The organism is Sphaerotilus sulfidivorans (assembly GCF_013426975.1).
Classification (GTDB): domain Bacteria; phylum Pseudomonadota; class Gammaproteobacteria; order Burkholderiales; family Burkholderiaceae_C; genus Sphaerotilus; species Sphaerotilus sulfidivorans.
Window position 1 is genome coordinate 21,265 of the sequence record NZ_JACCPY010000029.1, and the last position, 24,507, is coordinate 45,771.

General features: G+C 68.8%; 22 protein-coding genes, 1 other RNA gene and 1 pseudogene. 11 read left to right on the top strand and 13 right to left on the bottom strand.

Annotated elements, in window-relative coordinates; genetic code table 11:
• Window positions 1-10: 10 nt before the first annotated feature.
• The 8 genes from HZU84_RS15400 to gyrA form a co-directional block, all read right to left on the bottom strand.
• Window positions 11-340: an integration host factor subunit beta gene (locus tag HZU84_RS15400; RefSeq protein WP_149502698.1), complete on the bottom strand. Its 330-nt coding sequence runs from the start codon at window positions 338-340 to the stop codon at window positions 11-13.
• Window positions 341-374: 34 nt separating this feature from the next.
• Window positions 375-2,054, bottom strand: coding sequence for a 30S ribosomal protein S1 (gene rpsA, locus HZU84_RS15405; protein ID WP_149505147.1), 1,680 nt, complete (start codon window positions 2,052-2,054; stop codon window positions 375-377).
• A gap of 180 nt (window positions 2,055-2,234) precedes the next feature.
• Window positions 2,235-4,259 (bottom strand): bifunctional 3-phosphoshikimate 1-carboxyvinyltransferase/cytidylate kinase, encoded by a 2,025-nt coding sequence (locus HZU84_RS15410; protein ID WP_149502697.1) that lies wholly within the window; start codon window positions 4,257-4,259, stop codon window positions 2,235-2,237.
• A 44-nt stretch (window positions 4,260-4,303) separates the two neighbouring features.
• Entirely contained in the window at window positions 4,304-5,185 is an 882-nt protein-coding gene (locus tag HZU84_RS15415) for a prephenate dehydrogenase (protein ID WP_149502696.1), read from the bottom strand.
• A 29-nt stretch (window positions 5,186-5,214) separates the two neighbouring features.
• On the bottom strand, window positions 5,215-6,330 hold the full coding sequence (gene pheA / locus HZU84_RS15420) for a prephenate dehydratase (RefSeq protein ID WP_149502695.1): 1,116 nt from the start codon (window positions 6,328-6,330) through the stop codon (window positions 5,215-5,217).
• Between the two features lie 40 nt (window positions 6,331-6,370).
• Window positions 6,371-7,477: a 3-phosphoserine/phosphohydroxythreonine transaminase gene (serC, locus tag HZU84_RS15425; RefSeq protein ID WP_149502694.1), complete on the bottom strand. Its 1,107-nt coding sequence runs from the start codon at window positions 7,475-7,477 to the stop codon at window positions 6,371-6,373.
• 27 nt (window positions 7,478-7,504) lie between these two features.
• Window positions 7,505-8,089, bottom strand: coding sequence for a DUF2059 domain-containing protein (locus HZU84_RS15430; protein ID WP_149502693.1), 585 nt, complete (start codon window positions 8,087-8,089; stop codon window positions 7,505-7,507).
• Complete coding sequence (gyrA, locus tag HZU84_RS15435) at window positions 8,089-10,773, bottom strand: DNA gyrase subunit A (RefSeq protein ID WP_149502692.1); 2,685 nt, start codon at window positions 10,771-10,773, stop codon at window positions 8,089-8,091. The genes HZU84_RS15430 and gyrA overlap by 1 nt, the downstream gene beginning before the upstream one ends.
• Before the next feature lie 262 nt (window positions 10,774-11,035).
• On the opposite strand from gyrA, the gene ompA reads away from it, so the two are divergent.
• The 5 genes and pseudogenes from ompA to HZU84_RS15460 form a co-directional block, all read left to right on the top strand.
• Window positions 11,036-11,707: an outer membrane protein OmpA gene (gene ompA, locus HZU84_RS15440; protein ID WP_149502691.1), complete on the top strand. Its 672-nt coding sequence runs from the start codon at window positions 11,036-11,038 to the stop codon at window positions 11,705-11,707.
• Between the two features lie 80 nt (window positions 11,708-11,787).
• Complete coding sequence (gene ubiG, locus HZU84_RS15445; protein WP_149505146.1) at window positions 11,788-12,495, top strand: bifunctional 2-polyprenyl-6-hydroxyphenol methylase/3-demethylubiquinol 3-O-methyltransferase UbiG; 708 nt, start codon at window positions 11,788-11,790, stop codon at window positions 12,493-12,495.
• Entirely contained in the window at window positions 12,492-13,166 is a 675-nt protein-coding gene (locus HZU84_RS15450; RefSeq protein WP_149502690.1) for an HAD family hydrolase, read from the top strand. The genes ubiG and HZU84_RS15450 overlap by 4 nt, the downstream gene beginning before the upstream one ends.
• 27 nt (window positions 13,167-13,193) lie before the next feature.
• Window positions 13,194-13,565: a transfer-messenger RNA gene (gene ssrA, locus HZU84_RS15455) on the top strand.
• 278 nt (window positions 13,566-13,843) lie between these two features.
• Window positions 13,844-14,041 (top strand): annotated as a pseudogene (locus HZU84_RS15460) (winged helix-turn-helix domain-containing protein); the annotation flags it as partial.
• 19 nt (window positions 14,042-14,060) lie between these two features.
• Here HZU84_RS15460 and rpiA read toward each other — a convergent pair.
• Complete coding sequence (gene rpiA, locus HZU84_RS15465; protein WP_149502689.1) at window positions 14,061-14,723, bottom strand: ribose-5-phosphate isomerase RpiA; 663 nt, start codon at window positions 14,721-14,723, stop codon at window positions 14,061-14,063.
• Between the two features lie 57 nt (window positions 14,724-14,780).
• Between rpiA and HZU84_RS15470 the strand changes: the two genes are divergently transcribed.
• Together HZU84_RS15470 and HZU84_RS15475 are read left to right on the top strand one after the other, a co-directional pair.
• Window positions 14,781-15,821 (top strand): quinone-dependent dihydroorotate dehydrogenase, encoded by a 1,041-nt coding sequence (locus HZU84_RS15470; protein WP_149502688.1) that lies wholly within the window; start codon window positions 14,781-14,783, stop codon window positions 15,819-15,821.
• Window positions 15,822-15,862: 41 nt separating this feature from the next.
• Window positions 15,863-16,201: a hypothetical protein gene (locus HZU84_RS15475; RefSeq protein WP_149502687.1), complete on the top strand. Its 339-nt coding sequence runs from the start codon at window positions 15,863-15,865 to the stop codon at window positions 16,199-16,201.
• A gap of 2 nt (window positions 16,202-16,203) precedes the next feature.
• Here HZU84_RS15475 and HZU84_RS15480 read toward each other — a convergent pair whose 3' ends face one another.
• The 4 genes from HZU84_RS15480 to HZU84_RS15495 are packed head-to-tail and all read right to left on the bottom strand — an operon-like array spanning window position 16,204 to window position 18,725.
• Window positions 16,204-16,674, bottom strand: coding sequence for a DoxX family protein (locus HZU84_RS15480; protein ID WP_219340963.1), 471 nt, complete (start codon window positions 16,672-16,674; stop codon window positions 16,204-16,206).
• Window positions 16,675-16,702: 28 nt separating this feature from the next.
• A complete protein-coding gene (locus HZU84_RS15485; RefSeq protein WP_180692990.1) occupies window positions 16,703-17,539 on the bottom strand; it encodes an HvfC/BufC N-terminal domain-containing protein in 837 nt (278 codons plus the stop codon).
• Window positions 17,536-18,438 carry an MbnB/TglH/ChrH family RiPP precursor modification enzyme gene (locus tag HZU84_RS15490; RefSeq protein ID WP_149502685.1) on the bottom strand — a complete coding sequence of 301 codons (903 nt, stop codon included), beginning with the start codon at window positions 18,436-18,438 and terminating at the stop codon, window positions 17,536-17,538. Before HZU84_RS15490 ends, HZU84_RS15485 begins: the two co-directional genes overlap by 4 nt.
• Window positions 18,439-18,443: 5 nt before the next feature.
• Window positions 18,444-18,725, bottom strand: a complete 282-nt coding sequence (locus HZU84_RS15495; RefSeq protein WP_149502684.1) for a BufA1 family periplasmic bufferin-type metallophore — start codon at window positions 18,723-18,725, stop codon at window positions 18,444-18,446.
• 127 nt (window positions 18,726-18,852) lie between these two features.
• Between HZU84_RS15495 and HZU84_RS15500 the strand changes: the two genes are divergently transcribed.
• From HZU84_RS15500 to HZU84_RS15515, 4 genes are all read left to right on the top strand, one after another.
• Window positions 18,853-19,422: a sigma-70 family RNA polymerase sigma factor gene (locus HZU84_RS15500; RefSeq protein ID WP_149502683.1), complete on the top strand. Its 570-nt coding sequence runs from the start codon at window positions 18,853-18,855 to the stop codon at window positions 19,420-19,422.
• A gap of 41 nt (window positions 19,423-19,463) precedes the next feature.
• Window positions 19,464-19,685 (top strand): anti-sigma factor family protein, encoded by a 222-nt coding sequence (locus tag HZU84_RS15505; protein WP_244954418.1) that lies wholly within the window; start codon window positions 19,464-19,466, stop codon window positions 19,683-19,685.
• 268 nt (window positions 19,686-19,953) lie between these two features.
• Window positions 19,954-20,511: a protein phosphatase CheZ gene (locus tag HZU84_RS15510; protein ID WP_180692991.1), complete on the top strand. Its 558-nt coding sequence runs from the start codon at window positions 19,954-19,956 to the stop codon at window positions 20,509-20,511.
• A gap of 245 nt (window positions 20,512-20,756) precedes the next feature.
• Window positions 20,757-24,353, top strand: a complete 3,597-nt coding sequence (locus HZU84_RS15515; protein ID WP_149502681.1) for a class I SAM-dependent DNA methyltransferase — start codon at window positions 20,757-20,759, stop codon at window positions 24,351-24,353.
• Window positions 24,354-24,507 lie beyond the last annotated feature (154 nt).

Below are 24,507 nucleotides of genomic sequence, written 5' to 3' on the forward strand. Positions count from 1 at the left end.
GGGCGGACGGTCAGGCCTTCTCGCCGGAGGCGGAGGCAGGCGTGGGAGTGGAAGCAGCGGCGGTGCGGTCGACGGCTTCGCGCAGGGCCTTGCCCGGCTTGAAGTGCGGCACCAGCTTCTCGGGAATGACGACCGGCTCACCGGAACGGGGATTGCGCCCCATGCGCGGCGGCCGGCGATTGACGGCAAAGCTGCCGAAGCCACGGATCTCGATGCGGTGGCCCCGCCCCAGGGCCTCGGTCATCGTGTCGAGCATCGTCTTGACGGCGAACTCGGCATCACGATGGGTCAGCTGGCCAAAGCGTGCGGCCAGCAGATTGACGAGGTCGGAGCGGGTCATGCAGACAGCGGTTCCGTGGCGTCCGGCATCAGGATCAGTTGCCCTGATCCAGCTTGGCCTTCAGCAGGGCGCCCAGGCTGGTGGTGCCAGCGTTCTCGCGGCTGCTGTCGGCCGACAGACGCTGCATGGCTTCCTGGTTCTCGGCGTTGTCCTTGGCCTTGATCGACAGCTGGATCGAGCGCGTCTTGCGATCGATGTTGATGATCAGGGCGGTGACTTCGTCGCCTTCCTTCAGCACGTTGCGGGCATCTTCCACGCGCTCGCGGGCGATTTCCGAAGCACGCAGGTAGCCGGTGACATCGTCGTTCAGCTGGATCTCGGCGCCACGCGGGTCGACCGACTTGACCTTGCCGGTCACCGTCATGCCGCGGTCGTTGACCGAGGTGTAGTTGGTGAACGGATCGGCGTCGAGCTGCTTGATGCCCAGCGAGATGCGCTCGCGCTCGACATCGATGCCCAGGACCACGGCCTCGACGTCCTGACCCTTCTTGTAGTTGCGGACCGCGGCTTCGCCCGGCTCGTTCCACGACAGGTCGGACAGGTGCACCAGGCCGTCGATGCCAGCGGCCAGGCCGACAAACACGCCGAAGTCGGTGATCGACTTGACCGGGCCCTTGACCTTGTCGCCGCGCTTGAAGTTCTGCGCGAACTCGTCCCACGGGTTGGCACGGCACTGCTTCATGCCCAGCGAGATGCGACGCTTGTCTTCGTCGATCTCCAGGACCATGACTTCGACTTCGTCGCCCAGCGAGACGACCTTGGACGGAGCGACGTTCTTGTTCGTCCAGTCCATTTCCGAGACGTGGACCAGGCCTTCGATGCCCGGCTCGATCTCGACGAACGCGCCGTAGTCGGCGATGTTCGTGACCTTGCCGAACAGGCGGGTGCCCGACGGGTAGCGGCGCGAGACGCCGAACCACGGATCGTCGCCCATCTGCTTCAGGCCCAGCGAGACGCGGTTCTTCTCGGCGTCGAACTTCAGGACCTTGGCGGTCAGTTCCTGACCCACCGTCACCACTTCGCTCGGGTGACGGACACGGCGCCAGGCCATGTCGGTGATGTGCAGCAGGCCGTCGATGCCGCCGAGGTCGACGAACGCACCGTATTCGGTGATGTTCTTGACCACGCCGTTGACGATGGCGCCTTCACGCAGGGTTTCGAGCAGCTTGGCGCGCTCTTCGCCCATCGAGGCCTCGACCACCGCGCGACGCGACAGCACAACGTTGTTGCGCTTGCGGTCGAGCTTGATGACCTTGAACTCCATGGTCTTGCCCTCGAACGGGCTCATGTCCTTGACCGGACGGGTGTCCAGCAGGGAACCCGGCAGGAAGGCGCGGATGCCGTTGACCAGAACGGTCAGGCCGCCCTTGACCTTGCCGTTGACGGTGCCGGTGACGAAGTCGCCCGACTCCAGGGCATTTTCCAGCGACAGCCACGAGGCCAGACGCTTGGCCTTGTCGCGCGACAGGATGGTGTCGCCGTAGCCGTTCTCGATGGCGTCGATCGCGACCGACACGAAGTCGCCGACCTGGACTTCCACTTCGCCCTGGTCGTTCTTGAACTCTTCCAGCGGAACGTAGGCTTCGGACTTGAGGCCGGCGTTGACGACGACGAAGCTGTGCTCGACGCGGACGACTTCAGCGGAGATCACTTCGCCGGCGCGCATGTTGGCGCGCTGGAGCGACTCCTCGAACATCGCGGCAAAGGATTCCATGCCGAGATCGGCCATAGATGCTTGGGACATTGGGGACTTTCTGCACCGGCGACGGGCCGGCGGCGGGTGCCACTTCCGTGGCGGGGTTGAGTTGACGATCCGGGGCTCCGTCGGTGCATCGCGCACTCGGCCGGAACTCCGGGCCAGAAGGCAGGAAAGGTGGCGGTCGATCCGGCTCGCTCAGGGCGCGTCGAAGGGCTGCCGTGCGTTCCACCAGGCCACCACCTGCCGCACCGAAGCCTCGATGCCGAGCTGGGAGTTGTCGAGCCGGAGCGCGTCCTCGGCCGGTCTCAAGGGGGCGGTCTCACGGGTGCGGTCCCGCTCGTCGCGCGCCTCCAGATCGGCACGAAGGTCGTCGAGGCTAGCAGAAATTCCCTTTGCGATCAATTGATTGAGCCGGCGCTCGGCGCGCGCGGCTGCGGTCGCGGTCAGGAAGATCTTCAGGCCGGCGTCGGGGAAGATGACGGTGCCCATGTCACGGCCGTCGGCCACCAGGCCGGGCAGCTGGCGGAAGCCGCACTGCAGGTCGTAGAGCGCGGCACGCACCGCCGGCCAGGCCGAGATGCGCGAGGCCATCATGCCCACCGCCTCGTCGCGCAGCTCATCGCTGACATCCTCGCCGGCGAGCAGCACCCGCACGCCCTCGAAGCGCAGCTGCATCGCCCGTGCGGTGGCGGCCAGGCCCTGCTCGTCGTCGACCGAGACGCCGGCGCGGCGCGCCGCCAGCGCGGTCACCCGGTACAGCGAGCCCGAGTCCAGCGTGTGCCAGCCCAGGCCGGCGGCCACGCTGGCCGACAGCGTGCCCTTGCCGGAGGCGGTCGGGCCGTCGATGGTGATCACCGGAATGTCGGCCGCGCGGGCCTCGACCACCGAGAACAGCGCCTCGAAGTAGTCGGGAAAGGTCTTGGCGACGCACTTCGGGTCGAGGATGCGCACCGGCACCGCACGCTCGCCGTCGCCGGCCGGATTCAGCCGGTTGAAGGCCGCCAGCGACAGGCACATCGCCATGCGGTGGTCGTCGTAGGTGTGGATCGCGGCCGGCTGGAAGCGGGCCAGCGGCTCGACGCGCAGGAAGTCCTCGCCCTCCTCGACGGTGGCGCCGAGCTTGCGCAGCTCGCAGGCCATCGCGGCGATGCGGTCGGTCTCCTTGACGCGCCAGCTGGCGATGTTGCGCAGCGTCGAGGGGCCGTCGGCGTAGAGCGCCATCACCGCCAGCGTCATCGCCGCGTCGGGAATGTGGTTGCAGTCGAGGTCGATCGCCTTCAGCGGCCAGGCGCCGCGGCGGATCTCCAGCGCGTTGGGCTCGGCGCGCACCACCGCGCCCATGGCCTCGGCGGCCTCCTTAAATCGGATGTCGCCCTGGATGGAGGCCGCGCCCACGCCCTCGATGCGCACCGGCGCATCGACGCCGGCGATCGCGCCCAGCGCGATGAAGTACGACGCCGACGAGGCGTCGCCCTCGACATGCACCTCGCCCGGCGTGACATAGCGGCTGCCGGCCGGAATGACGAAGCGCTCCCAGCCCTGGCGCTCGACCGCGATGCCGAAGCGCGCCAGCAGGTTCAGCGTGATCTCGATGTAGGGCTTGGAGATCAGCTCGCCGACCACCTCGATGGTGACGGCGCGGTCGGTCGCCGCCAGCGGCAGCGCCAGCAGCAGCGCGGTCAGGAACTGGCTCGACACGTCGCCGCGCACCTTGACGGGTGCCGCCAGATCCAGCGTGCCGCCGGCCACCCGCAGCGGCGGATAGCCTTCGGTGCCCAGGCAGTCGACCGTGCAGCCCAGGCCGCGCAGCGCGTCGACCAGATCGCCGATCGGGCGCTCGTGCATGCGCTTGACGCCGCCCAGCGTGTAGGCCGCCCCGCCCTGCTGCGTGGCCAGTACCGCCAGCGCGGCGGTCAGCGGGCGCATCGCGGTGCCGGCATTGCCCAGGAAGAGTTCGGCCGAGGCCACCCGGGGTCGGCCGGCGAAGCCGGTGATGCGGGTGAAGCGGCCGTCCTGGACGATGGCGCAGCCCAGCGTGCGCAGCGCCGCCAGCATCACCCGGGTGTCGTCGGAGTCGAGCAGGTCGACCAGCGTCGTCGTGCCCTCGCTCAGGCCCGCCAGCAGCAGCAGCCGGTTCGAGATGCTCTTGGAGCCGGGCAGCTGCACGGTGCCGGCGGCGTGACCGAGCGGCGGAAGGTCGAGATGCGGGATCGAGTACATGCGCGGAGAGTCGAATCTGTCTGCTGCGGGATCAGCCTGGAAATTCAGCGGGCGGTGGCCGGACGGGCATTCATCTGCCAGCCCGAGCGGCCCTCGGAGGCGGTGCGGATCAGGTCCTCGAGCGCCTCCTGGTTGCCCGAGCGCATCACCACCTCGAAGGCGTCGAGCGCATGGCGCAGGCGCTGCGACTGCTTGAGCACCTCCTCGCGATTGGCCAGCAGGATGTCGCGCCAGACCGTCGGGTCGCCGGCGGCGATGCGGGTGAAGTCGCGGAAGCCCGGGCCGGCCAGCGACAGGAACTCGCGCCCGGCCGGCTGCGAGATCACCGCATTGAAATAGGCGAAGGCCAGCAGGTGCGGCAGGTGGCTGACCGCGGCGAAGGCCGCATCGTGGTTCTCCGGCGTCATGCGCAGCACCTGGCAGCCGATCGCGGCCCAGACGTCGGTGGCCTTCTGCACCATGACCGGATCGGTCTGCGCCAGCGGCGTGAGAATGACCTGCTTGCCCTGGTAGAGCTGGGCATCGGCATGCTCGACGCCGGCGACCTCCTTGCCGGCGATCGGATGCGCCGGCACGAAGCTGCCGATGCGCTCGCGCAGCACGCGCCGGGCCACGTCGACCACATCGCGCTTGGTGCTGCCGACATCCATGAACAGCGTGCCGGGCTCGACCATGTGGCGGATCGCCTTGAAGGTCGCATCGCTGGCGGCCACCGGCACCGAGATCAGCACGATGTCCGAGCCCGAGACCGCCAGCAGCGCCGATTCGGCCGCGATGTCGATGACGCCGAGCCGGCGCGCCCGCTCCACCGTCGAGGGCGACTTGCTGTAGCCGACCACCCGCTGCACCAGACCGGCGCGCTTGAGGGCCAGCGCGAAGCTGCCACCCATCAGGCCGCAGCCGATCACCCCGAGTTGATTGAACATGATTGGAGAACCTGCCGGCAGAGGGGAGATCAGTGGGCGTCGATCGGGTAGGCCCCGAGCACCTTGAAGAAGGCGCAGGCCTCGCGCAGCTCGTGCATCGCGGTCTGCACCGCCGGCTGCTCGGGATGGCCCTGCAGATCGATGAAGAAGTAGTACTCCCACTGGCCCGAGCGCGCCGGGCGCGACTCCAGCCGGGTCATCGACACGCCGTGGCGCTTCAGCGGCGCGAGGATGTCGTACATCGCACCGGGCCGGTTGACCACCGACACGACCAGGCTGGTGCAGTCATGGCCGGAGGCCTGCGGCGCCGGATGGCGGTGCGGGTCGGTGACGATCGCGAAGCGGGTGCGGTTGTGCGGATCGTTCTGGATCGCCGGGGCGACCACATGCACGCCGTACTCGCTGGCCGCACGCGCGCTGGCGATGCCGGCCAGGCGGCTGTCCTGCGCGGCCAGGCGCGCGCCCTCGGCGTTGCTGGAGACCGGCCGGCGCTCGGCATGCGGCAGGTGCAGCGACAGCCAGTCGTGGCACTGCGCCAGCGCCTGCGGGTGCGCGCAGACCGCCTCGATGCCGTCGAGCGCGTTCTCCTTGCGCAGCAGGTTGTGGCGCACGAACAGGCTGGTCTCGCCGATGATGAACAGCGGCGTGGTCAGGAAGATGTCGAGCGAGCGCGCCACCATGCCCTCGGTCGAGTTCTCGACCGGCACCACGCCGAAGTCGGCCACGCCGGCCGAGGTGTTGCGGAAGACCTCGTCGATGCTGGCGCACGGCACGCGCACGATGGACGAGCCGAAGAAGCCCAGCGCCGCCTCCTCGCTGAAGGTGCCGGCCGGACCGAGATAGGCCACCCGGGTGGGCGTCTCCAGCGCGCGGCAGGCGCTCATGATCTCGCGCCAGATCGGCGCCACGCTCTCGTTCTTCAGCGGCCCCGGGTTGAACTGCTTCAGGCCGTCGATGACCTGCGCCTCGCGCTCCGGACGGAAGACGACCGAGCCTTCCCTCTTCTTGATCTCGCCGACCTCCTGCGCCAGGCGAGCGCGGCGGTTGAGCATCGCGATCAGCTCGCGGTCGAGCGCGTCGATGCGGTCGCGCAGCTCCGGCAGCGTCGGAGCGAGCGACGCGGCGTCGTGGTCGGGCGTGGTCATGGCAGAAGAGTCCCGGTCTTGTGGGGGTCGAGGAGTCGGATCAGCCGCGGGCGGCGGCGAAGGTGCGCAGATAGTCCACCAGCGCCTGCACGCCGGCCAGCGGCATGGCGTTGTAGATCGAGGCGCGCATGCCGCCGACGCTCTTGTGGCCCTTGAGCTGCAGCAGGCCGCGCTCCTGCGCGCCCTTGAGGAAGTCGGCGTTGAGCGACTCGTCGCGCAGCTGGAAGGGCACGTTCATGCGCGAGCGGCAGGCCGGATCGATGCGGTTGACATAGAAGCCCGCGCCCGCGCCGTCCAGGTAGCCGTAGAGCAGCCCGGCCTTCTCGATCGCGCGGCGCTCCATCTCGGCCACGCCGCCCTGGCGCTTGATCCACTGGAACACCAGCCCGGCGATGTAGATGCCGTAGGTCGGCGGCGTGTTGTACATCGAGGCGTTGTCGGCCACCAGCCTGTAGTCGAAGGCGCTCGGGCAGATCGCCAGCGCGTGGCCGAGCAGGTCCTCGCGCACGATGACGATGGTGACGCCCGCCGGGCCGATGTTCTTCTGCGCGCCGGCGAAGGCCAGGCCCACCCGCGACCAGTCGATCGTGCGCGACAGGATGTGCGAGGAGCAGTCGATCACCAGCTCGGCCGTGCTGCCCAGGGCAGCCAGGTCCGGCAGCGTCTGGAACTCGACGCCGTGGATGGTCTCGTTGCTGCAGAGGTGCACATAGCGTGCGTCCGCGCGCAGCGCCCAGCCGGCCGCCGCCGGAATCGACAGGTGGCCGCCCTCGGCGTTGCTGGCCGCGACCTTCGCGTCGCAGTAGCGCTGCGCCTCCTTGGCCGACTTCTGCGACCAGGCGCCGGTGACGACGAAGTCGGCCGCGCCGCCCCGCGACAGGTTCAGCGGCACGATCGCGTTCTCGGCCAGGCCGCCGCCCTGCATGAACAGGATGCGGAAGTCCGCCGGCACCGCCAGCAGCTCGCGCAGGTCGGCCTCGGCCGCCTCGGCGATCGAGATGAACTCGCGCCCGCGGTGGCTCATCTCCATCACGCTCATGCCCGAGCCGTGCCAGTCGAGCATCTCGGCCGCAGCCTGCTGCAGGACCTCCTCGGGCAGCGCCGCAGGGCCGGCGGAGAAGTTGTAGGGGCGCGCAGTCATCGTCATCGTCGGCTCAGGAGGTCTTCAGGAGAGTCACTTCTTCGCCGGCGCCGAGGCCGGCGGCTGCACGCCCAGGCGGGTGCTGATGCTGCGGTCGAGCGCCTGCAGCTTGGGCTCGACGGCCGCGCGGGTGTCGGCCACCAGCTTCTCGGACATGCCCTTCTGGATGTCGGGCGTCATCTGCTGGTAGCGGCGCACCACCGGCGACTCCAGCCAGGCGACCAGCTGCTTGAGCTCGTCTTCGGTGAAGCGCTCGTCGAGCAGCGCGCCCATCACGCCCGGCGCGGCCTTCTGCGCACGCTCGCGCACGATCGGCGTGGCCTCCTCGACATACTTGCGCACGTCGGCCTGGATCTCCTTGGCCAGCGCCTCGCGCTTTTCCGGCGCGACGCGGGTCTGCAGGATCATGCCGGCCTGCTGCATCAGCGCCATCGCCGGCTGCTCGACCAGGCTGCGGGCGATGCCGTCGATGCCGCCCTGCTGCAGCGAGATGACCTTGGCGATCAGCTCCTTCTTGGCCGGGCTCGGCTCGGCGGCCTGCGCCGGCAGCGCCGCCAGCAGCACCAGCGTCGCGGCAGGAATCAGCGCCAGGCGACGCAGAGTGGACAGGCAAGTCATCAGGCAGTCTCCCCGGCGCTGGCGCCGGTGTCGGTGGGGGAATCGGTGGCGGCCTCGGCAGCCGGATCGGCGGCCTGATCGACGCCAGGCTCGGCGGACTCGTTCGCGTCGTTCTCGACGATGCGCTGCAGGCCCGAGAGCTGGGCGCCCTCGTCCAGCGCGATCAGCGTGACGCCCTGGGTGGCGCGGCCCATCTCGCGGATCTCGGACACCCGGGTGCGCACCAGCACGCCGCGGTCGGTGATCAGCATGATCTCGTCCTCGGCGCGCACCAGCGTGGCGGCGACCACCCGGCCGTTGCGCTCGGACTGCTGGATGGCGATCATGCCCTTGGTGCCACGGCCGTGGCGGGTGTGCTCGGTGATGCTGGTGCGCTTGCCGTAGCCGTTCTCGGTGGCGGTCAGCACGCTCTGCGACTCGTCCTCGGCCACCAGCATCGCGATGACGTTCTGGCCCTCTTCGAGCGACATGCCGCGCACGCCGCGGGCGTTGCGGCCCATCGGGCGCACGTCGCCCTCGTGGAAGCGCACCGCCTTGCCGCCGTCGGAGAACAGCATCACGTCATGCTCGCCGTCGGTCAGCGCCGCGCCGATCAGGTGGTCGCCCTCGTCCAGGTCGACCGCGATGATGCCGGCCTTGCGCGGGTTGCTGAACTCGTCGAGCGCCGTCTTCTTCACCGTGCCCAGCGCGGTCGACATGAAGATGTAGTGGTCGGCGGGGAAGCTGCGGAACTCGCCGGTCAGCGGCAGCACCACGGTGATCTTCTCGCCCGGCTGCAGCGGGAACATGTTGACGATCGGCTTGCCGCGGCTGGCGCGTCCGCCCTGCGGCACCTCCCAGACCTTCAGCCAGTAGACGCGGCCGCGGTCGCTGAAGCACAGCATCCAGTCGTGCGTGTTGGCGATGAAGAGCTGGTCGACCCAGTCGTCTTCCTTGGTCTGCGTGGCCTGCTTGCCGCGGCCGCCTCGCTTCTGCGCGCGGTACTCGGCCAGCGGCTGGCTCTTGATGTAGCCGCCGTGGCTGAGCGTGACCACCATGTCGGTCGGGGTGATCAGGTCCTCGGTGCCCAGCTCCTGCACGTTGTGCTCGATGGTGGAGCGGCGCGCGCCCAGCTTCGTCTGGCCGAACTCGGCGCGCAGCGCGCCCAGCTCGTCGACGATGATCGCGGTGACCCGCTCGGGACGCGCCAGGATGTCGAGCAGGTCGGCGATGGTCGCCATGATGTCGCGGTACTCGCCGACGATCTTGTCCTGCTCCAGGCCGGTCAGGCGCTGCAGGCGCATCTGCAGGATCTCGCCGGCCTGGTCGTCGGACAGGCGGTAGAGGCCGTCGGCCTGCAGGCCGTACTGCGCCGGCAGCCCCTCGGGGCGGAAGGCCTCGCGGCCGCCCAGCGCGGCGCTGCCCGCGCGCTCGAGCATCTCGCGCACCAGCGCCGAGTCCCAGCCCTGCTCCATCAGCGCGGCGCGCGCCATCGGCGGCGTGGGCGAGGTCTTGATGATGCGGATGAACTCGTCGATGTTGGCCAGCGCCACCGCCAGGCCCTCGAGCACATGGCCGCGCTCGCGCGCCTTGCGCAGCTCGTACACCGTGCGGCGCGTCACCACCTCGCGGCGGTGCTCCAGGAAGATCTCCAGCAGCAGCTTCAGGTTGCACAGACGCGGCTGACCGTCGATCAGCGCGACCATGTTCATGCCGAAGCTGTCTTGCAGCTGCGTCTGCTTGTAGAGGTTGTTGAGCACGACCTCGGGCACTTCGCCGCGCTTGAGCTCGATGACCACGCGCATGCCGGACTTGTCCGACTCGTCCTGGATGTGGCTGATGCCCTCGATCTTCTTCTCGTGGACGAGCTCGGCGATGCGCTCGAGCAGCGTCTTCTTGTTCACCTGATAGGGAATCTCGTCGACGATGATCGCCTGGCGCGCACCGCGGTCGATGTCCTCGAAATGCACCCGCGCGCGCATGACCACCCGGCCGCGGCCGGTGCGGTAGCCCTCGCGCACGCCGGCCACGCCGTAGATGATGCCGGCGGTGGGGAAGTCCGGCGCCGGGATGATCTCCATCAGCTCGTCGATGGTGGCATCGGGCTGGCGCAGCAGATGCAGGCAGGCGTCGACCACCTCGTTGAGGTTGTGCGGCGGGATGTTGGTGGCCATGCCCACCGCGATGCCGGCCGAGCCGTTGACCAGCAGATTGGGCAGCCGGGTCGGCAGCACCAGCGGCTCGCGCTCGCTGCCGTCGTAGTTCGGGCCGAAGTCGACGGTCTCCTTGTCGATATCGGCCAGCATCTCGTGCGCGACCTTGCCCAGGCGGATCTCGGTGTAGCGCATCGCCGCGGCGTTGTCGCCGTCGATCGAGCCGAAGTTGCCCTGGCCGTCGACCAGCATGTGGCGCAGCGAGAAGTCCTGCGCCATGCGCACGATGGTGTCGTAGACCGCGGTGTCGCCGTGCGGATGGTACTTGCCGATCACGTCGCCGACGATGCGCGCGCTCTTCTTGTAGGGGCGGTTCCAGTCGTTGTTGAGCTCGTGCATCGCGTAGAGCACGCGCCGGTGCACCGGCTTCAGACCGTCGCGTGCATCCGGCAGCGCCCGCCCGACGATCACGCTCATCGCGTAGTCGAGGTAGGAGCGGCGCATTTCCTCTTCGAGGCTGACGGGCAGGGTTTCTTTGGCGAATTGAGTCATGCGGTCGGGCCGTTGCACAGCGGGGACGCCCACAAAAGCACTGCAGCGCCGGGGCATCGAACCCGCCATTCTACGATCCGCGCAATGTCGTCATCGCGCAACAGCACTGTCCCGGGGCGTCTTCCTGTGGCACAGGGCGGCAAACCGCATATGGCACAATGAATTTGTCGGTCCCTGGTGCCGCGCTCTCATCGGCAAGCTTGGGCCGCCGTCTTTTCTGCATCTTGCAGCCCGATCTGCGGCTTTTCTCGAGAGGAGAACCATGAACAAACTCAACAAGGTTGCACTGCTGTTCGCGTCGGCCGCTCTCGCCGCCTGTGCGACCGGTGGCTCGACCTCCGGTGCCGTCGACAACTGGCGCGCTGCCGATGGCACCGTGCTGAAGAACGGCACGAACGAACTGTGCTGGCGTGATGCCAACTGGACGCCGCAGACCGGCGTGCAAGGCTGCGACGGCGTTCCGGCTCCGAAGCCCGCTCCGGCTCCGGCCCCCGCTCCGGCTCCGGCTCCCGCTGTCGTTCCGCCGACTCCGGCTCCGAAGCCCGTTCCGGTCCCCGTCCCGGCCGCTCCGGTCAGCGAGAAGGTCACCTTCGCCGCCGACGCGTTCTTCGACTTCGACAAGGCGGTCCTGAAGAAGGACGCCGGTGCCAAGCTCGACGATCTGGTCAGCAAGGTCAAGGGCGTGAACCTGGAAGTCATCATCGCCGTCGGCCACACCGACAGCCGTGGCTCCGACGCCTACAACCAGAAGCTGTCGCTGCGCCGCGCCGAAGCCGTCAAGAAGTACCTGGTCGGCAAGGGCATCGAAGCCAACCGCGTCTACACCGAAGGCAAGGGCGAGAAGCAGCCCGTCGCCGACAACAAGACCGACGAAGGCCGCGCGAAGAACCGCCGCGTGGAGATCGAGGTCGTCGGCACCCGCACCAAGAAGTAAGCAGTTCGCTGCTCGCTCCGAGAACCCCGCCCCGGCGGGGTTTTTTCTTGCCTGTCCGATTTCGCTACCATCGCCGGATGATGCAGAACGCCGACCCCAAGGAGCTCGCCAAGTTCAGCGAGCTGGCCCACAAGTGGTGGGACCCGGAGAGCGAGTTTCGCCCGCTCCACCAGATCAACCCGCTGCGGCTCGAGTGGATCGAGCAGTGCGCAGGCTCGCTCGACGGCCGTCAGGTCGTCGATGTGGGCTGCGGTGGCGGCATCCTCAGCGAGGCGATGGCCCGACGCGGTGCGCAGGTGCTGGGCGTCGATCTGGCTGAACGCTCGCTGAAGGTCGCGCAGCTGCATGCGATGGAGGCCGGTCTGCAGAACGTGCAGTACCGCGAGGTCGCCGCCGAGGCGCTGGCCGCCGAGATGCCGGGCCGCTTCGATGTGGTGACCTGCATGGAGATGATCGAGCATGTGCCCGATCCCGGCGCGATCGTCGAGGCCTGCGCGAAGCTGGTGCGCCCGGGCGGCTGGGTCTTCCTGTCGACGCTGAACCGCAACCCGAAGTCCTTCCTGTTCGCGATCGTCGGCGCCGAGTATGTGCTGAACCTGCTGCCACGAGGCACCCACGAATACGCCAAGTTCATCCGGCCGAGCGAGCTGGCCTCCTGGTGCCGCCACTGCGGCCTGGACCTGCAGCACACCCGCGGCCTGGAATACAACCCGCTGACCCGCCGCTACTGGCTCAGCGGCGACACCAGCGTCAACTACATGATCGCCTGCCGCAAGGAAGCACAGTGAGCCACGATCGTCCTGTCCATGCGGTCTTGTTCGATCTTGACGGCACCCTGGTCGACAGTGCACTGGATCTCGGCGGCGCAGGCAACGATCTGCGCGAGCGCCGCGGCCTGCCGCCGCTGCCGCTGGAGGTCTTCCGGCCGCTGACCGGCACCGGCGCCCGCGGCATGCTGCGGGTGGCGCTGGGCACCACGCCGGAGGATGCGGATTTCGAGGCGCTGAAGGACGAGTATCTGGCGATCTACGCCACGCGCCTGACCCGGCTGACACGGGTATTCGACGCGATGGCGCCGGTGCTCGACGCGCTGGACGCCGCCGCCCTGCCCTGGGGCATCGTCACCAACAAGCACAGCCGCTTCGCCGAGCCGGTCGTCGCCGGCACCGGTCTGGCCACGCGCAGCCGGGTGCTGGTCTGCGGCGACACCACCGCGCGCGCCAAGCCCTTTCCCGATCCGCTGCTGGAGGCCGCGCGCCGTCTGGCGGTCGATCCGGCGCACTGCCTCTATGTCGGCGACGATCTGCGCGACATCCAGGCCGGCCAGGCCGCGGGCATGGGCACGGTGGCCGCCGCCTGGGGCTATCTGGGCGACGGCGAGCCGATCGAGGCCTGGGGCGCAGACCATCTCGCACGCACGCCCGCCGGACTGCTCGAGGCGCTGCTGCCCGGCCGCTGAGCAGATGATGCTAAGATGACGGATTCAGGGGCCGACCTGGTTTCGACGTGGGTGCGGAATCGGAGCAGGGCATGCCGAGCACCAGTTCGCTCGTAAAACCACTGGAAACAAAGTAACTGCGAACGACGAACGTTTCGCCCTCGCCGCTTAACACCGGTGAGCCTCTCAACGGTTGGCCGATGGGCCGGGCCTGAGATCGCAAGGTCAAGGGCTGAGAGGTCATTCACATTGGCTGGATCTGAGCCGGGTCACACGGTTCAGGTCGAGATCTCGTGACTGGCGTGTCCAAGAGGGTGTTCCTGCCCGCTTGGCGCGTGAGACTCAAATCAGAGAACTACGCATGTAGAACTGCCTGAGGATGGCTTGCGGACGGGGGTTCAATTCCCCCCGGCTCCACCATTCAAGGTTCCGTGATAGCTCGCAAGCGTTCGCGGCACCATCAAAAAGCCCTAGAGAATCAACGCTCTAGGGCTTTTTCTTTGCCCGCTTGCGCCCGCATCTGTTCGCTACCAACCGCGCCCCGTCTGCGGTAACTTCTGCAGTAACCGCCCCTCGTGGGGTTACTGCACCCATACCGCGACACCTGCTGACGGACCTGGAGCTGATGCTGTCGGCGCTCGGAGCGGTCGAGGACCGGGTCGCCGGGCTGCGGCTCGGCGCCGACGACTCGCTGGCCAAGCCTGATGAGCGCGCCGGGCCGGCTGTTCAGCCGCGAGCGCATCCTCTCCAATGTCTGGGGCGCCAGCGAGGATCCGCTGACGAATGTCGTCGACGTCTACATCCGCCGGCTGCGCGCCAAGATCGACGAGGGCCACGCCCGGCCGCTGATCCACACGGTGCGCGGCCTGGGCTACCGGCTGGAGGCGCCGGCCTGAGGCGAAGATCGAACGAAGGTCAGAACGTCAGCGTGCGCACGCCCTCCGACGTGCCCAGCAGGCAGACGCTGGCCTTGTTGCGGGCGAAGATGCCCACCGTGACCACGCCCGGCCACTGGCTGATGTCGGCCTCCATCGCGGCCGGGTCGGTGATCTTCAGGCCGCGCACGTCCAGGATGTGGCAGCCGTTGTCGGTGACGCAGCCGGCGCGCAGCGTCGCCTCGCCGCCGTACTGCGCCTTCAGGCGGCGCGCCACCTGGACCGCCGCCATCGGGATCACCTCGACCGGCAGCGGGAAGCGGCCCATCACCTCGACCAGCTTGCTCTCGTCGGCGATGCAGATGAAGCGCTCGGCCAGATCGGCGACGATCTTCTCGCGCGTCAGCGCCGCGCCGCCGCCCTTGATCATGTTGCCCCGGGGATCGACCTCGTCGGCGCCGTCGATGTAGACCGGCAGCGACTCGACCTCGCAGGCCTCCAGCACCGGAATGCCCAGCGCCTTCAGGCGCTCGGTCGACGCCACCGAGCTGGAGACGGCGCCGCGGATCCGGTCCTTGATCGCGGCCAGCGCATCGATGAACTTGTTGACGGTCGAGCCGGTGCCGACACCGACGATGGCGCCCGCGGGCACGTACTGCACGGCCGCCTGGCCGACGAGGGTCTTGAGTTCGTCCTGGGTCATGGGAGGAATCTTCGGGAGAGTTCGGGGAAGGGTTGTGATCGGGGACAATTCACGATTATGGCCCTCGTCCCCTACGCCCTCACCCGCCCCTTCCTGTTCGGCCTCGACCCGGAGGCGGCCCACGAACTGACGCTCGACGCGATCGCGCGCTTCCAGAACACGCCCTTGCAGTGCCTGTGGGCGCATTCGCGCGTCAGCGACCCGGTCAGCGTCGCCGGCCTGAAATTCCCGAACCGCATCGGCCTGGCCGCCGGGCTCGACAAGAACGGCCGCTGCATCGACGGCCTGGGCGCGATGGGCTTCGGCTTCATCGAGGTCGGCACCGTCACGCCGAAGGGCCAGCCCGGCAACCCCAAGCCGCGCATGTTCCGCCTGCCCGAGGCCGACGCGCTGATCAACCGCCTCGGCTTCAACAACGAGGGGCTCGACAGCTTCCTGGCCAACGTCAAGCGTGCGACCAGCTTCCGCCGTGCCGGCGGCATCCTCGGCCTGAACATCGGCAAGAACGCGGTCACGCCGATCGAGAACGCGGTCGACGACTACCTGATCGCGCTCGACGGCGTCTACCCGCACGCCGACTATGTGACGGTCAACATCTCCAGCCCGAACACCAAGAACCTGCGCGCGCTGCAGAGCGACGAGGCACTCGACGCGCTGCTGTCGCGGCTGCAGGAGCGCAAGCAGCAGCTCGCGCGCCAGCACGGCCGCAACGCGCCGATGTTCGTGAAGATCGCGCCCGACCTGGACGAGGCGCAGGTCAAGGTCATCGCCGCGACGCTGAGGAACAACGGCATCGACGGCGTGATCGCCACCAACACCACCATCGGCCGCGACGCGGTCAAGGGCCTGAAGCACGCCGAGGAGACCGGCGGCCTGTCGGGCCGGCCGGTGTTCGAGGCCAGCAACCGGGTGATCGCGCAGCTGCGCGCCGAGCTGGGCGCGGGCTACCCGATCATCGGCGTCGGCGGCGTGCTGAGCGGCGCCGACGCACAGGCCAAGCTGCGCGCCGGCGCCGACCTGGTGCAGGTCTACACCGGCCTCATCTACCGCGGCCCCGCGCTGGCCGGCGAATGCGCCCGGGCGATGCGCAGCCGCTGAACACAGGGAACCGGCGCGCCCGGAATCGCTCCAATCCGACCATGAACACACCCTCCGAAGCCCTCGGCCGCCTGTTCCGCCTTGTCGTGCGACTGTTCCTGGTCGCCGCCGGGGCGGTGTTCTTCTTCAGCCTGCTGCTGGCCGGGGCGATCGCCGCGCTCGGCTTCACGCTCTGGAGCCTGCTGCGCGGGCGCCGGCCGCTGGTGGCCGACATCTGGCGGGTGCAGCGCCAGATGCGCGAACGCGCCCAGGCTCGCGGCTTCGCCGGCGGCTGGTCGACACGCGCCTCAGGCCCGGCAGCCACCGCCCCCGAGGACATCGTCGAGGTCCAGGCGCGGGAAGTCGTTCCTGGTCAGGGTCGCATCGGTTCGCGGTCCTGAACTCAGTCCTGAACACGGGCAGACGTCGGTCCGCTGCCGTCCACTGACCAACGACCGGGCCCCCACAGCACCAGCCCGGCCAGCAGGCTGCCCCAGAACACATGCAGCATGAAGGCGGGTTCGGGCATCTCCGGCACGCTCAGCACCGCCACCCCGTTCACCACCGACAGCCCCAGCGCCGCCACCCGTCCGCCCAGCCCGAGCACCAGCAGCACCGGCAGCAGCACCTCGCCGGCGGTGCCCAGCACCGCGGCGACCGCGGGCGACAGCAGCGGCACCCGATATTCCTCGGTGAACAGCAGCAGCGTGGTCTCCCAGTCGCGCAGCTTGGTCAGGCCGGCCAGAAAGAACACCTGCGCGACAAACAGCCGCGCGGCGAGCTGCGCCAGCGGCTGCAGCGCCTCGGCCAGCATGACGAAGGCGGCGTGGGCACGCCGCAGCGGCGCGGGCAGCAGGGCATCGGGTCGGATCATCTCGGTCACTCCGGAAGTTCAGAAACATTCAGAAGGAAACCTGGTGGTGCAGGTCGAGCTGCAGCACCAGGCCGTCGGCCACCGCCGGCGCCAGCCAGGCGGCGAAATCGAAGGTATCGCCCGCACGCTCCAGCGCCTCGGCCAGCGGCCGGGCCGCGAGCAAGGCGGACCGCACGAAAGCAGCCACCGCCGGCGTGACGACCGCCACCCGCACCGCCCAGCCCTGGCGCCAGACGATCACCGTCTCGCCCCGGCCTTCGGCCAGCGCCGCACGGGCCTCGGCAAAGGCATCAGGCCGGTCGCGCACCGCCGGCTCATGGTGCGCGCGCCAGATCGATCCCGCCGGCTGGCGCCCCTCCAGCAGCGCCAGCCCGGGTGCGGCGCGCAGCACCAGCTGCTGCGCGTCGGTGTCGGCCAGGCGCAGCAGCGTGTCGGGCCGGGGCGCGTCGGCGTCGGCCGCCGCTGCGGCCTGCGCCACCGCGTCATCCAGCCGGGCGACTTCGGCCAGATACGGCAGATCGGCCAGCCGCTCGTCATCGGCCAGCGCCGCCGGCAGTCGCTCGCCCCAGCACGCCAGATCGGCGCAGGACGGCGGCGCCTCGCGCCAGTGGCGCGCCGCGACCTGCGCGAAGGTGTCCTCGCCGAGCAGCATCTGCACCGTCGGGTAGCGCGCCGCCAAAGCCCGCGCGGCATGCTCGTCCGCATTGGCGGCATAGGCGAGCAGCCCGCGTGCGGCATTCGCGCGCGCCAGCGGCCGCAGCCAGCCGGCCACACCGCGCACATCGCGCCGGCGCAGCGCATCCATCAGCAGCTGCTGGCGCAGCTGCTCGCGGCGGATCGCCTCATCGTCGGCCAGCCGGTTCATGCCAGCACCTCGCTCATCGCGGCCTGCGCACGCGCCGCCTCGTCGAGGAGCACATCCAGCGCCGGCAGGTCGGTGTCCCATTCGATCAGCGTCGGCACCGCGCCGAAGCGCCGCACCGCATGGCGATAGACCGGCCAGACCGGCGCATGCACGCGGCTGCCGTGATCGTCGACGACCAGGCCGTCGTCGGCCACCGTGTAGCCGGCCAGGTGGATCTCGCCGACCGCACCGGCCGGGGCGGCGGCGGCCAGGCGGTCGATCCAGGCACAGGCCCGGCGGCCGGCCTCGGCATCGGCCGCTGCGGCCGGTGTGCCTGCCGGCTGCGCGTTCAGCGCGTTGACCACCAGATTGTTGACATCGAGCAGCAGGCCACAGCCGCTGCGCCGTGCGAGTTCGGCGAGAAAGTCGGCCTCGGCCATCGTGTCGTCGGCCCAGGCCAGACTGGCGCTCAGGTTCTCGACCAGCAGCGGCCGGCCGAGCCGCTCCTGCACCCGCTGCACATTGGCGACCATCACCGCCAGCGATCCCGGCGTGAAGGCCACCGGCAGCAGGTCCGCCCCATGCCAGACCGGCCGGCCGCGTCCCGGATCGACCCGGGCGAAGCTGGCGTGATCCGACACCCGCACCGGCTCGACTGCCGCCACCAGCGCGGCCAGGCGCGCCAGATGCTCGGCATCCAGCCCGGTGGCGCTGCCCAGCGACAGGCCGACGCCGTGCAGGCTGACCGCATGGTCGGCGCGCAGGCCCAGCAGCGCGGCGCGCGCCGCGCCCCCCTCAGCAAAGAAGTTCTCGCTGTGGACTTCGAGAAAGCCCAGCTCGGGCTGGCGGGCCCGCACCTCGGCAAGATGCGGGGCCCGCAGGCCGATGCCCGCGGCGGAAGGCGATGCGCTGCGCGTCATGGGGCTTACTTCTTCATCGTCATCGCGGCCTTGGCCTCATCGGCCGTCATGCCCTTGAGGTCCTTGCAGCTGCCCTTGGCGACGTACTTCCACTCGTCGGGCGCGTTGTCGACCTTGCTCTGGCCGGCGCAGGAGTGCGTGCCGGAGAGGTTGCCGCAGTCGTTCTGGCCGGCCTTGGCGATGCCGTAGCACTTCTCCTTGGACTGCGCCGCGGCAGGCGCGACCAGGCCGGCGGCCATCACAGAGGCCAGGGCGGACGACAGGATCAGGCGGGTGGTGGTGCTCATGAAGGACTCCTCGAAAAGATGCTCGGAAGGGTGAAACGTCGGGATCGACCCTGCTCTGTCGCGCCAGGGGCTGCGGTCCTTACACTGCGCGCATCTTTTTTTGGGCGCCCCTTCGATGCGCGATTTCATGAGCGACTTCGCCACCCGGGTCCAGGCCCTGCGCCCCGAGCTGCTGCGCTATGCCCGCCACCAGCTGCGCCAGGACAGCTGGGCGGAGGATGCGGTGTCCGAGACGGTGCTGGCGGCACTGGAGCGGCCGCAGGCCTTCCAGGGCGGCTCGCAGCTCAAGACCTGGCTGGTGGGCATCCTCAAGCACAAGGTCATCGACCAGATCCGCCGCCACCGCCGCGAGTTCGCCCTGCCCTCGCGCGACGATGCGGACGAATCGCAGGATCTCGACGAGCTGCTCTTCCACCCGGACGGCCACTGGCGCGAGATGCCCGCCGACTGGGGTCAGCCCGGCCCGGCGCTGCAGCAGCGCCAGTTCCTGACGGTGCTCGACGCCTGCATCGAGCGCCTGCCCGGCCAGCAGGGCCGGATCTTCCTGATGCGCGAGTGGCTGGAACTCGAGACCGAAGAAATCTGCAAGGAAACCGGCGTCAGCGCGACCAATCTGTTCGTGCTGCTGCATCGCGCGCGGCTGCGGCTGCGCGAGTGCCTGCAGATCCACTGGTTCGCGCCAGCGGCCGGGCGCTGAGCGCCGCCGTATCACTCACTCTCCCTCCCGACGGACACCCCATGCGCAAGATGCCGCTGCTGCCCGACTGCAAGGAAACCACCCGCCTGGTGCTCGAGGGCGAGGACCGCCAGCTCCGGCTGCTCGAGCGCGCCGGGGTGCGGCTGCACTGGCGGATGTGCGCCGGCTGCGCCCGCTTCGGCCGCCAGGTCGAGCTGATGCGCGAGGCCATGGGCAGCTGGCGCCGCCATGCGGAGCCTCGGGAGAACGAGCCGGGCGAATGAGGCCGCAGCGCCGAAAGAAGCCCCCTGTTCACCCCTCTTTTGCACGAAACGGCAGGCCCGTGACACGGCGCAATCACGGCACCACCCGGCCGGTGCGGATGTGATCCGCCACGAATCCCGATGGATCGCACCCCGCCCAGAGATGGACGCTCAAGTTGCCCGCGATGCTGTCCGACATCCTCCCCATGCCCGCCCGGCACCATCGCGTCCGCAGCCCTGCGCCCTGTCAGGCGATGCCACCGACGTGCACACGAGGAGTCGATTCCGAATGAGCCAGAACCTGATGCCCGACGAAACCCGCCAGCAGATCGGCGGCATCGTCCGACAGCTCCATGACGCCCTGCAAACGCTCGGCTACGACGCCGTTCTGCACGAGGTCACCCAGGAGATCCCCGACGCACGCGAGCGGCTGGCCTATGTCGGCGCGATGACCGAGCAGGCGGCCGACCGGGTGCTGACCCTGGTCGACATGGCCAAGCCGGAATGCACCTCGCTGGTGGAGCAGGGGCGCGCGCTGCTGGCGGCCGATCCGCCACCCGACCAGCTCAAGGCGTTTGCCGAGCGCTCGGTCGAGGTGGCCAGCCTCCAGCAGGACGCGCTCAACGACATCATGATGGCGCAGGACTTCCAGGACCTGTCCGGCCAGGTGATCAACAAGGTCATCAAGATCATCTCGCGCACCGAGAAGCAGCTGCTGGAGCTGCTGGTCAGCACCACGCCACCGCCCAAGGTGGAAACACCCGCAGTCCTGGAAGGCCCGCAGACGCCCGACAAGGCGATGAAGCAGGACGATGTGGACGACCTGCTGGCCTCGCTGGGCTTCTGAGCCCGCCTGCCGCCCCAGCCTTCTCCCGCCCTCCCTCGCCTGACCGCTTTCTCCCTGTCGTCTCCGACTTGGCGCCAGCCCTTCTTCAGAACAGAAGGGCTGGCGTCTGTTTTTTTACGCGCCGACGTGCGGGAGTCGCCGATCTGAAACTGGCTGTATCCACTGACGCGCCTTGCCGCAGGAGAGACGGCAGCCGCTCCCTATGATGCCCGGCTTGCCGATCGGATCATCACCAGGGAGACAGAATGAACCACAGCAGCAGCAGCATCGGTACCGCTCCGCCCGCGGCCGACATCGAGACTTTCGTCACCCGCTGGCGCGGCTCGACCGCCTCGGAGCTGTCGACGGCGCAGAGTTTCACCATCGAGCTGTGCGAGCTGCTCGGCGTGCCACGCCCGCACGCGACCGCCGAGCAGGACTACATGTTCGAGCGCCCGCTGACGCTGATGCATGGCGACGGCACGAGCAGCGCGCGGCGCATCGACTGCTATCGCCGCGGCTGCTTCGTGCTGGAGTCGAAGAAGCTCGATCCGGGCGCACAGGCAGCCACGACCGGGCGCACGCGCAAGAGCTTCGACAACGCACTGCTGCAGGCGCTGTCGCAGGCCGAGGGCTATGTGCGTGCGCTGCCCGCCGCCGAGGGGCGCCCGCCCTTCATCGCGGTGGTCGATGTCGGCCATGTCATCGAGCTGTACGCCGAGTTCAGCCGCTCGGGCGGTGCCTACACGCCCTACCCCGACGTGCGCACGCACCGCATCCGGCTCGACGACCTGCACCGCCCGGAGATCCGCGAGCGGCTGCGCGCGCTGTGGCTCGATCCGATGTCGCTCGACCCGTCGCGCGTCAGCGCGCGGGTGACGCGGGCGGTGTCGGCCGAGCTGGCGGAGCTGGCGCGCAGCCTGGAGCAGGCCGGGCATCCGGCCGAGCTGGTCGCCGCCTTCCTGACGCGCTGCCTGTTCTCGATGTTCGCGGAGGATGTCGGGCTGCTGCCGCGTGACGACGACGGGCGAGGCGCCTTCGTCGGGCTGCTGACGCGCTGGCGTGACGAGCCGCCGCGGCTGGGCAAGATGCTGCAGGCGCTGTGGGCGACGATGGACAGCGGCGGCTTCAGCCCGGTGCTGGCGCAGGACCTGATGCGCTTCAACGGCAAGCTGTTCAAGGGCGGCGGGCAGCCGGGCTATGTGCTGCCGCTGACGACCGCGCAGATCGACGGCCTGCTGCGCGCGGCGCGGGCGAACTGGCGCGAGGTGGAACCGGCGATCTTCGGCACGCTGCTGGAGCGCGCGCTCGATCCGGGCGAGCGCCACGCGCTGGGGGCGCACTACACGCCGCGGGCGTATGTGGAGCGGCTGGTGATGCCGACGGTGATCGAGCCGCTGCGCGCCGAGTGGCAGCACGCGCTGGGCGCGGCGCTGGTGCTGGCGGGCGAGGCCGACGCGCTCGACGGCAAGAAGCGCGAGGACAAGCTGGCCGAGGCGCGCGCCGAGCTGCGGCGCTTCCATCACCGGCTGTGCCATGTGCGGGTGCTCGATCCGGCCTGCGGCAGCGGCAATTTCCTGTACGTGACGCTGGAGCACCTGAAGCGGCTGGAGGGCGAGGTGCTCGACCGGCTGGAGGCGCTGGGCGAGTCGACGCAGGGGCAGCTCGGGATGGAGGGCGGCACGGTGACGCTGCGCCAGATGCTCGGCATCGAGCTGAACCCGCGCGCGGCGGCGCTGGCCGAGCTGGTGCTGTGGATCGGCTGGCTGCAGTGGCAGATCCGCACCGGCGGGTCGCAGAGCGTGGCGGAGCCGGTGGTGCATGACTACGGGAACATCGAGTGCCGGGATGCGGTGCTGGCGTATGACGGGCAGGAACTGGCGACGGACGCGGACGGGCGCACGGTGACGCGCTGGGATGGCAAGACGACCAAGGTGCATCCGGTGACGGGCGAAAAGGTGCCGGACGAGGCGGCGCAGGTGCCGGAGTGGCGCTACGTGAATCCGCGTCAGGCCGAGTGGCCGCAGGCGGAGTTCATCGTGGGGAATCCGCCATACATCGGCGCCCGAACAATTCGCCAAGCGCTCGGGGATGGGTATTTGAAAGCTCTGCGCGGAGTGACGCCAACCGTGCCGGATAACGCTGATTTCGTGATGTATTGGTGGGATAAAGCGGCTGCATTGGTTCAGTCGGGCGCTTGCAGGCAGTTTGGATTCATTACTACCAACAGTTTGCGGCAATCATTCAACCAGGCGGTTTTGTCAGCCAGATTGGGTGATGATATGGCGCTGACTTTTGCTATTCCAGATCATCCTTGGGTCGATGGGGCCGATGGCGCGGCTGTGCGTATTGCCATGACAGTGGGTGCGAAGAGTGCTGCCTCCGGTGATTTGCTCGAAGTGATCGACGAAACCAGTCAAGAGGATGGGGAGATCACAGTTTCCCTTCGGCTGACGAGTGGCCCTATCACGGCGGGCTTGCGTGTGGGCATCGATCCCAGTCAAGCGAATCCGCTCCGGGCCAACGCCGGTTTGTGTTGCGTGGGTTATCAGCTAACGGGGAAAGGCTTTGTTGTTGATGCTGATCAAGCTAGAAATTTAGACCCATTTTTTGGGCTGCCCGAGGCAAGAGTTCGCCAATTAATTTCAGGCCGTGACCTGACGCAATCTCCTCGCGGAACCTTTGCAATTGATTTGTTTGGTCTGACGGAAAAAGATTTACGCGATCAACACCCAGCACTTTATCAGTGGGTTTTTGACCGCGTAAAACCTGAGCGAGATCAGAATAGCCGGGCATCGGTTGCAGCGCGGTGGTGGATATTTGGTGAAGCTCGAAGCACTTTCCGACCCGCATTAAAAAACTGTGGCTTGGTATGTGCCACCTCATTAACAGCCAAGCATCGAACCTTTGTTCAGGTAGCCGCTTCCAGTATTTGCGACAGCACAACGGTGATTTTTGCTTTGGGTAGTGGGGCGGCCTACGGCGTGCTTTCCAGCCAAGTGCATGTGGATTGGGCACTGGCCGCAGGGGGCCGGTTGGGCGTGGGCAACGATCCGCGCTACAACAAAACCCGCTGCTTTGAAACCTTCCCCTTCCCCAGCGACGACACCGGCCTGACGCCCGAGCTGGCGCAAAAAATCGGCCAGCTCGCCGAGCAAATCGACGCCCACCGCAAAGCCCGCCAAGCCGCCCACGACGACGTGACCCTCACCGGCCTCTACAACGTCCTCGACAAACTGCGCCGCCAAGAACCCTTGACCGCCAAGGACAAGGTGCTGCACACCCACGGCTTGGTGAGCGTGCTCAAAACCCTGCACGACGAGTTGGACACCGCCGTGCTCGACGCCTACGGCTGGCAAGACCTCGGCCCCGTGCCCTGGACCGACGAAGAAGCCCGGCAGGCGTGGACCGAGCGGCTGCTGGAACGCCTGGTCGATCTCAACACCCGCCGCGCCGCCGAGGAAGCCCGCGGCACCATCCGCTGGCTGCGCCCCGAGTTCCAGGATCCGGCCCGGCGCCACGCCGCCCCGGCCACCCCCGCGACCCAGGCCGACATCGAGCTGGTCGGCGGCAGCGCCGTCCCCCCTGCCGACGCCGCAGCCGCCGACACCGACGAGGACAGCGCCCCCGCGGCCACCGCCACCCCGGCCACCCGCCAGCCCTGGCTGGCCGACCTGCCCGAGCAGATGCGCGCGGTCGCCGACACCCTGGCCACCAGCGCCCAGCCGCTCGACCTCGACGCGCTGGCCGCACGCTTCACCGGCCGCGGCCCGTGGAAGAAGCGCCTGCCGCAGATCCTGGAGACGCTGGAGGTGCTGGGCAAGGCGCAGCGGGAGGCGGGGGGGCGCTGGCGCGGCGCGTGAGCCGAGCAGCGTTTCGGCACGCCCTGTCTGACCTTGCCCCTGTATTCCGTATCCCATAGCCAGACTACGCGCTGGCTTGCCGAGCTTGGCCGGCGAGCCAGTTTTCTTCGAACTGCATCGGGCTGACGTAGGCCAGCGTCGAGTGCAGTCGGGT

Coding starts and splice junctions, on each gene's coding strand:
- HZU84_RS15400 (WP_149502698.1), bottom strand. CDS start 340: ATGACCCGCTCCGACCTCGTCAATCTGCTGGCCGCACGCTTTGGCCAG.
- rpsA (WP_149505147.1), bottom strand. CDS start 2,054: ATGGAATCCTTTGCCGCGATGTTCGAGGAGTCGCTCCAGCGCGCCAAC.
- HZU84_RS15410 (WP_149502697.1), bottom strand. CDS start 4,259: ATGTACTCGATCCCGCATCTCGACCTTCCGCCGCTCGGTCACGCCGCC.
- HZU84_RS15415 (WP_149502696.1), bottom strand. CDS start 5,185: ATGTTCAATCAACTCGGGGTGATCGGCTGCGGCCTGATGGGTGGCAGC.
- pheA (WP_149502695.1), bottom strand. CDS start 6,330: ATGACCACGCCCGACCACGACGCCGCGTCGCTCGCTCCGACGCTGCCG.
- serC (WP_149502694.1), bottom strand. CDS start 7,477: ATGACGATGACTGCGCGCCCCTACAACTTCTCCGCCGGCCCTGCGGCG.
- HZU84_RS15430 (WP_149502693.1), bottom strand. CDS start 8,089: ATGACTTGCCTGTCCACTCTGCGTCGCCTGGCGCTGATTCCTGCCGCG.
- gyrA (WP_149502692.1), bottom strand. CDS start 10,773: ATGACTCAATTCGCCAAAGAAACCCTGCCCGTCAGCCTCGAAGAGGAA.
- ompA (WP_149502691.1), top strand. CDS start 11,036: ATGAACAAACTCAACAAGGTTGCACTGCTGTTCGCGTCGGCCGCTCTC.
- ubiG (WP_149505146.1), top strand. CDS start 11,788: ATGCAGAACGCCGACCCCAAGGAGCTCGCCAAGTTCAGCGAGCTGGCC.
- rpiA (WP_149502689.1), bottom strand. CDS start 14,723: ATGACCCAGGACGAACTCAAGACCCTCGTCGGCCAGGCGGCCGTGCAG.
- HZU84_RS15470 (WP_149502688.1), top strand. CDS start 14,781: ATGGCCCTCGTCCCCTACGCCCTCACCCGCCCCTTCCTGTTCGGCCTC.
- HZU84_RS15475 (WP_149502687.1), top strand. CDS start 15,863: ATGAACACACCCTCCGAAGCCCTCGGCCGCCTGTTCCGCCTTGTCGTG.
- HZU84_RS15480 (WP_219340963.1), bottom strand. CDS start 16,674: ATGATCCGACCCGATGCCCTGCTGCCCGCGCCGCTGCGGCGTGCCCAC.
- HZU84_RS15485 (WP_180692990.1), bottom strand. CDS start 17,539: ATGAACCGGCTGGCCGACGATGAGGCGATCCGCCGCGAGCAGCTGCGC.
- HZU84_RS15490 (WP_149502685.1), bottom strand. CDS start 18,438: ATGACGCGCAGCGCATCGCCTTCCGCCGCGGGCATCGGCCTGCGGGCC.
- HZU84_RS15495 (WP_149502684.1), bottom strand. CDS start 18,725: ATGAGCACCACCACCCGCCTGATCCTGTCGTCCGCCCTGGCCTCTGTG.
- HZU84_RS15500 (WP_149502683.1), top strand. CDS start 18,853: ATGAGCGACTTCGCCACCCGGGTCCAGGCCCTGCGCCCCGAGCTGCTG.
- HZU84_RS15505 (WP_244954418.1), top strand. CDS start 19,464: ATGCGCAAGATGCCGCTGCTGCCCGACTGCAAGGAAACCACCCGCCTG.
- HZU84_RS15510 (WP_180692991.1), top strand. CDS start 19,954: ATGAGCCAGAACCTGATGCCCGACGAAACCCGCCAGCAGATCGGCGGC.
- HZU84_RS15515 (WP_149502681.1), top strand. CDS start 20,757: ATGAACCACAGCAGCAGCAGCATCGGTACCGCTCCGCCCGCGGCCGAC.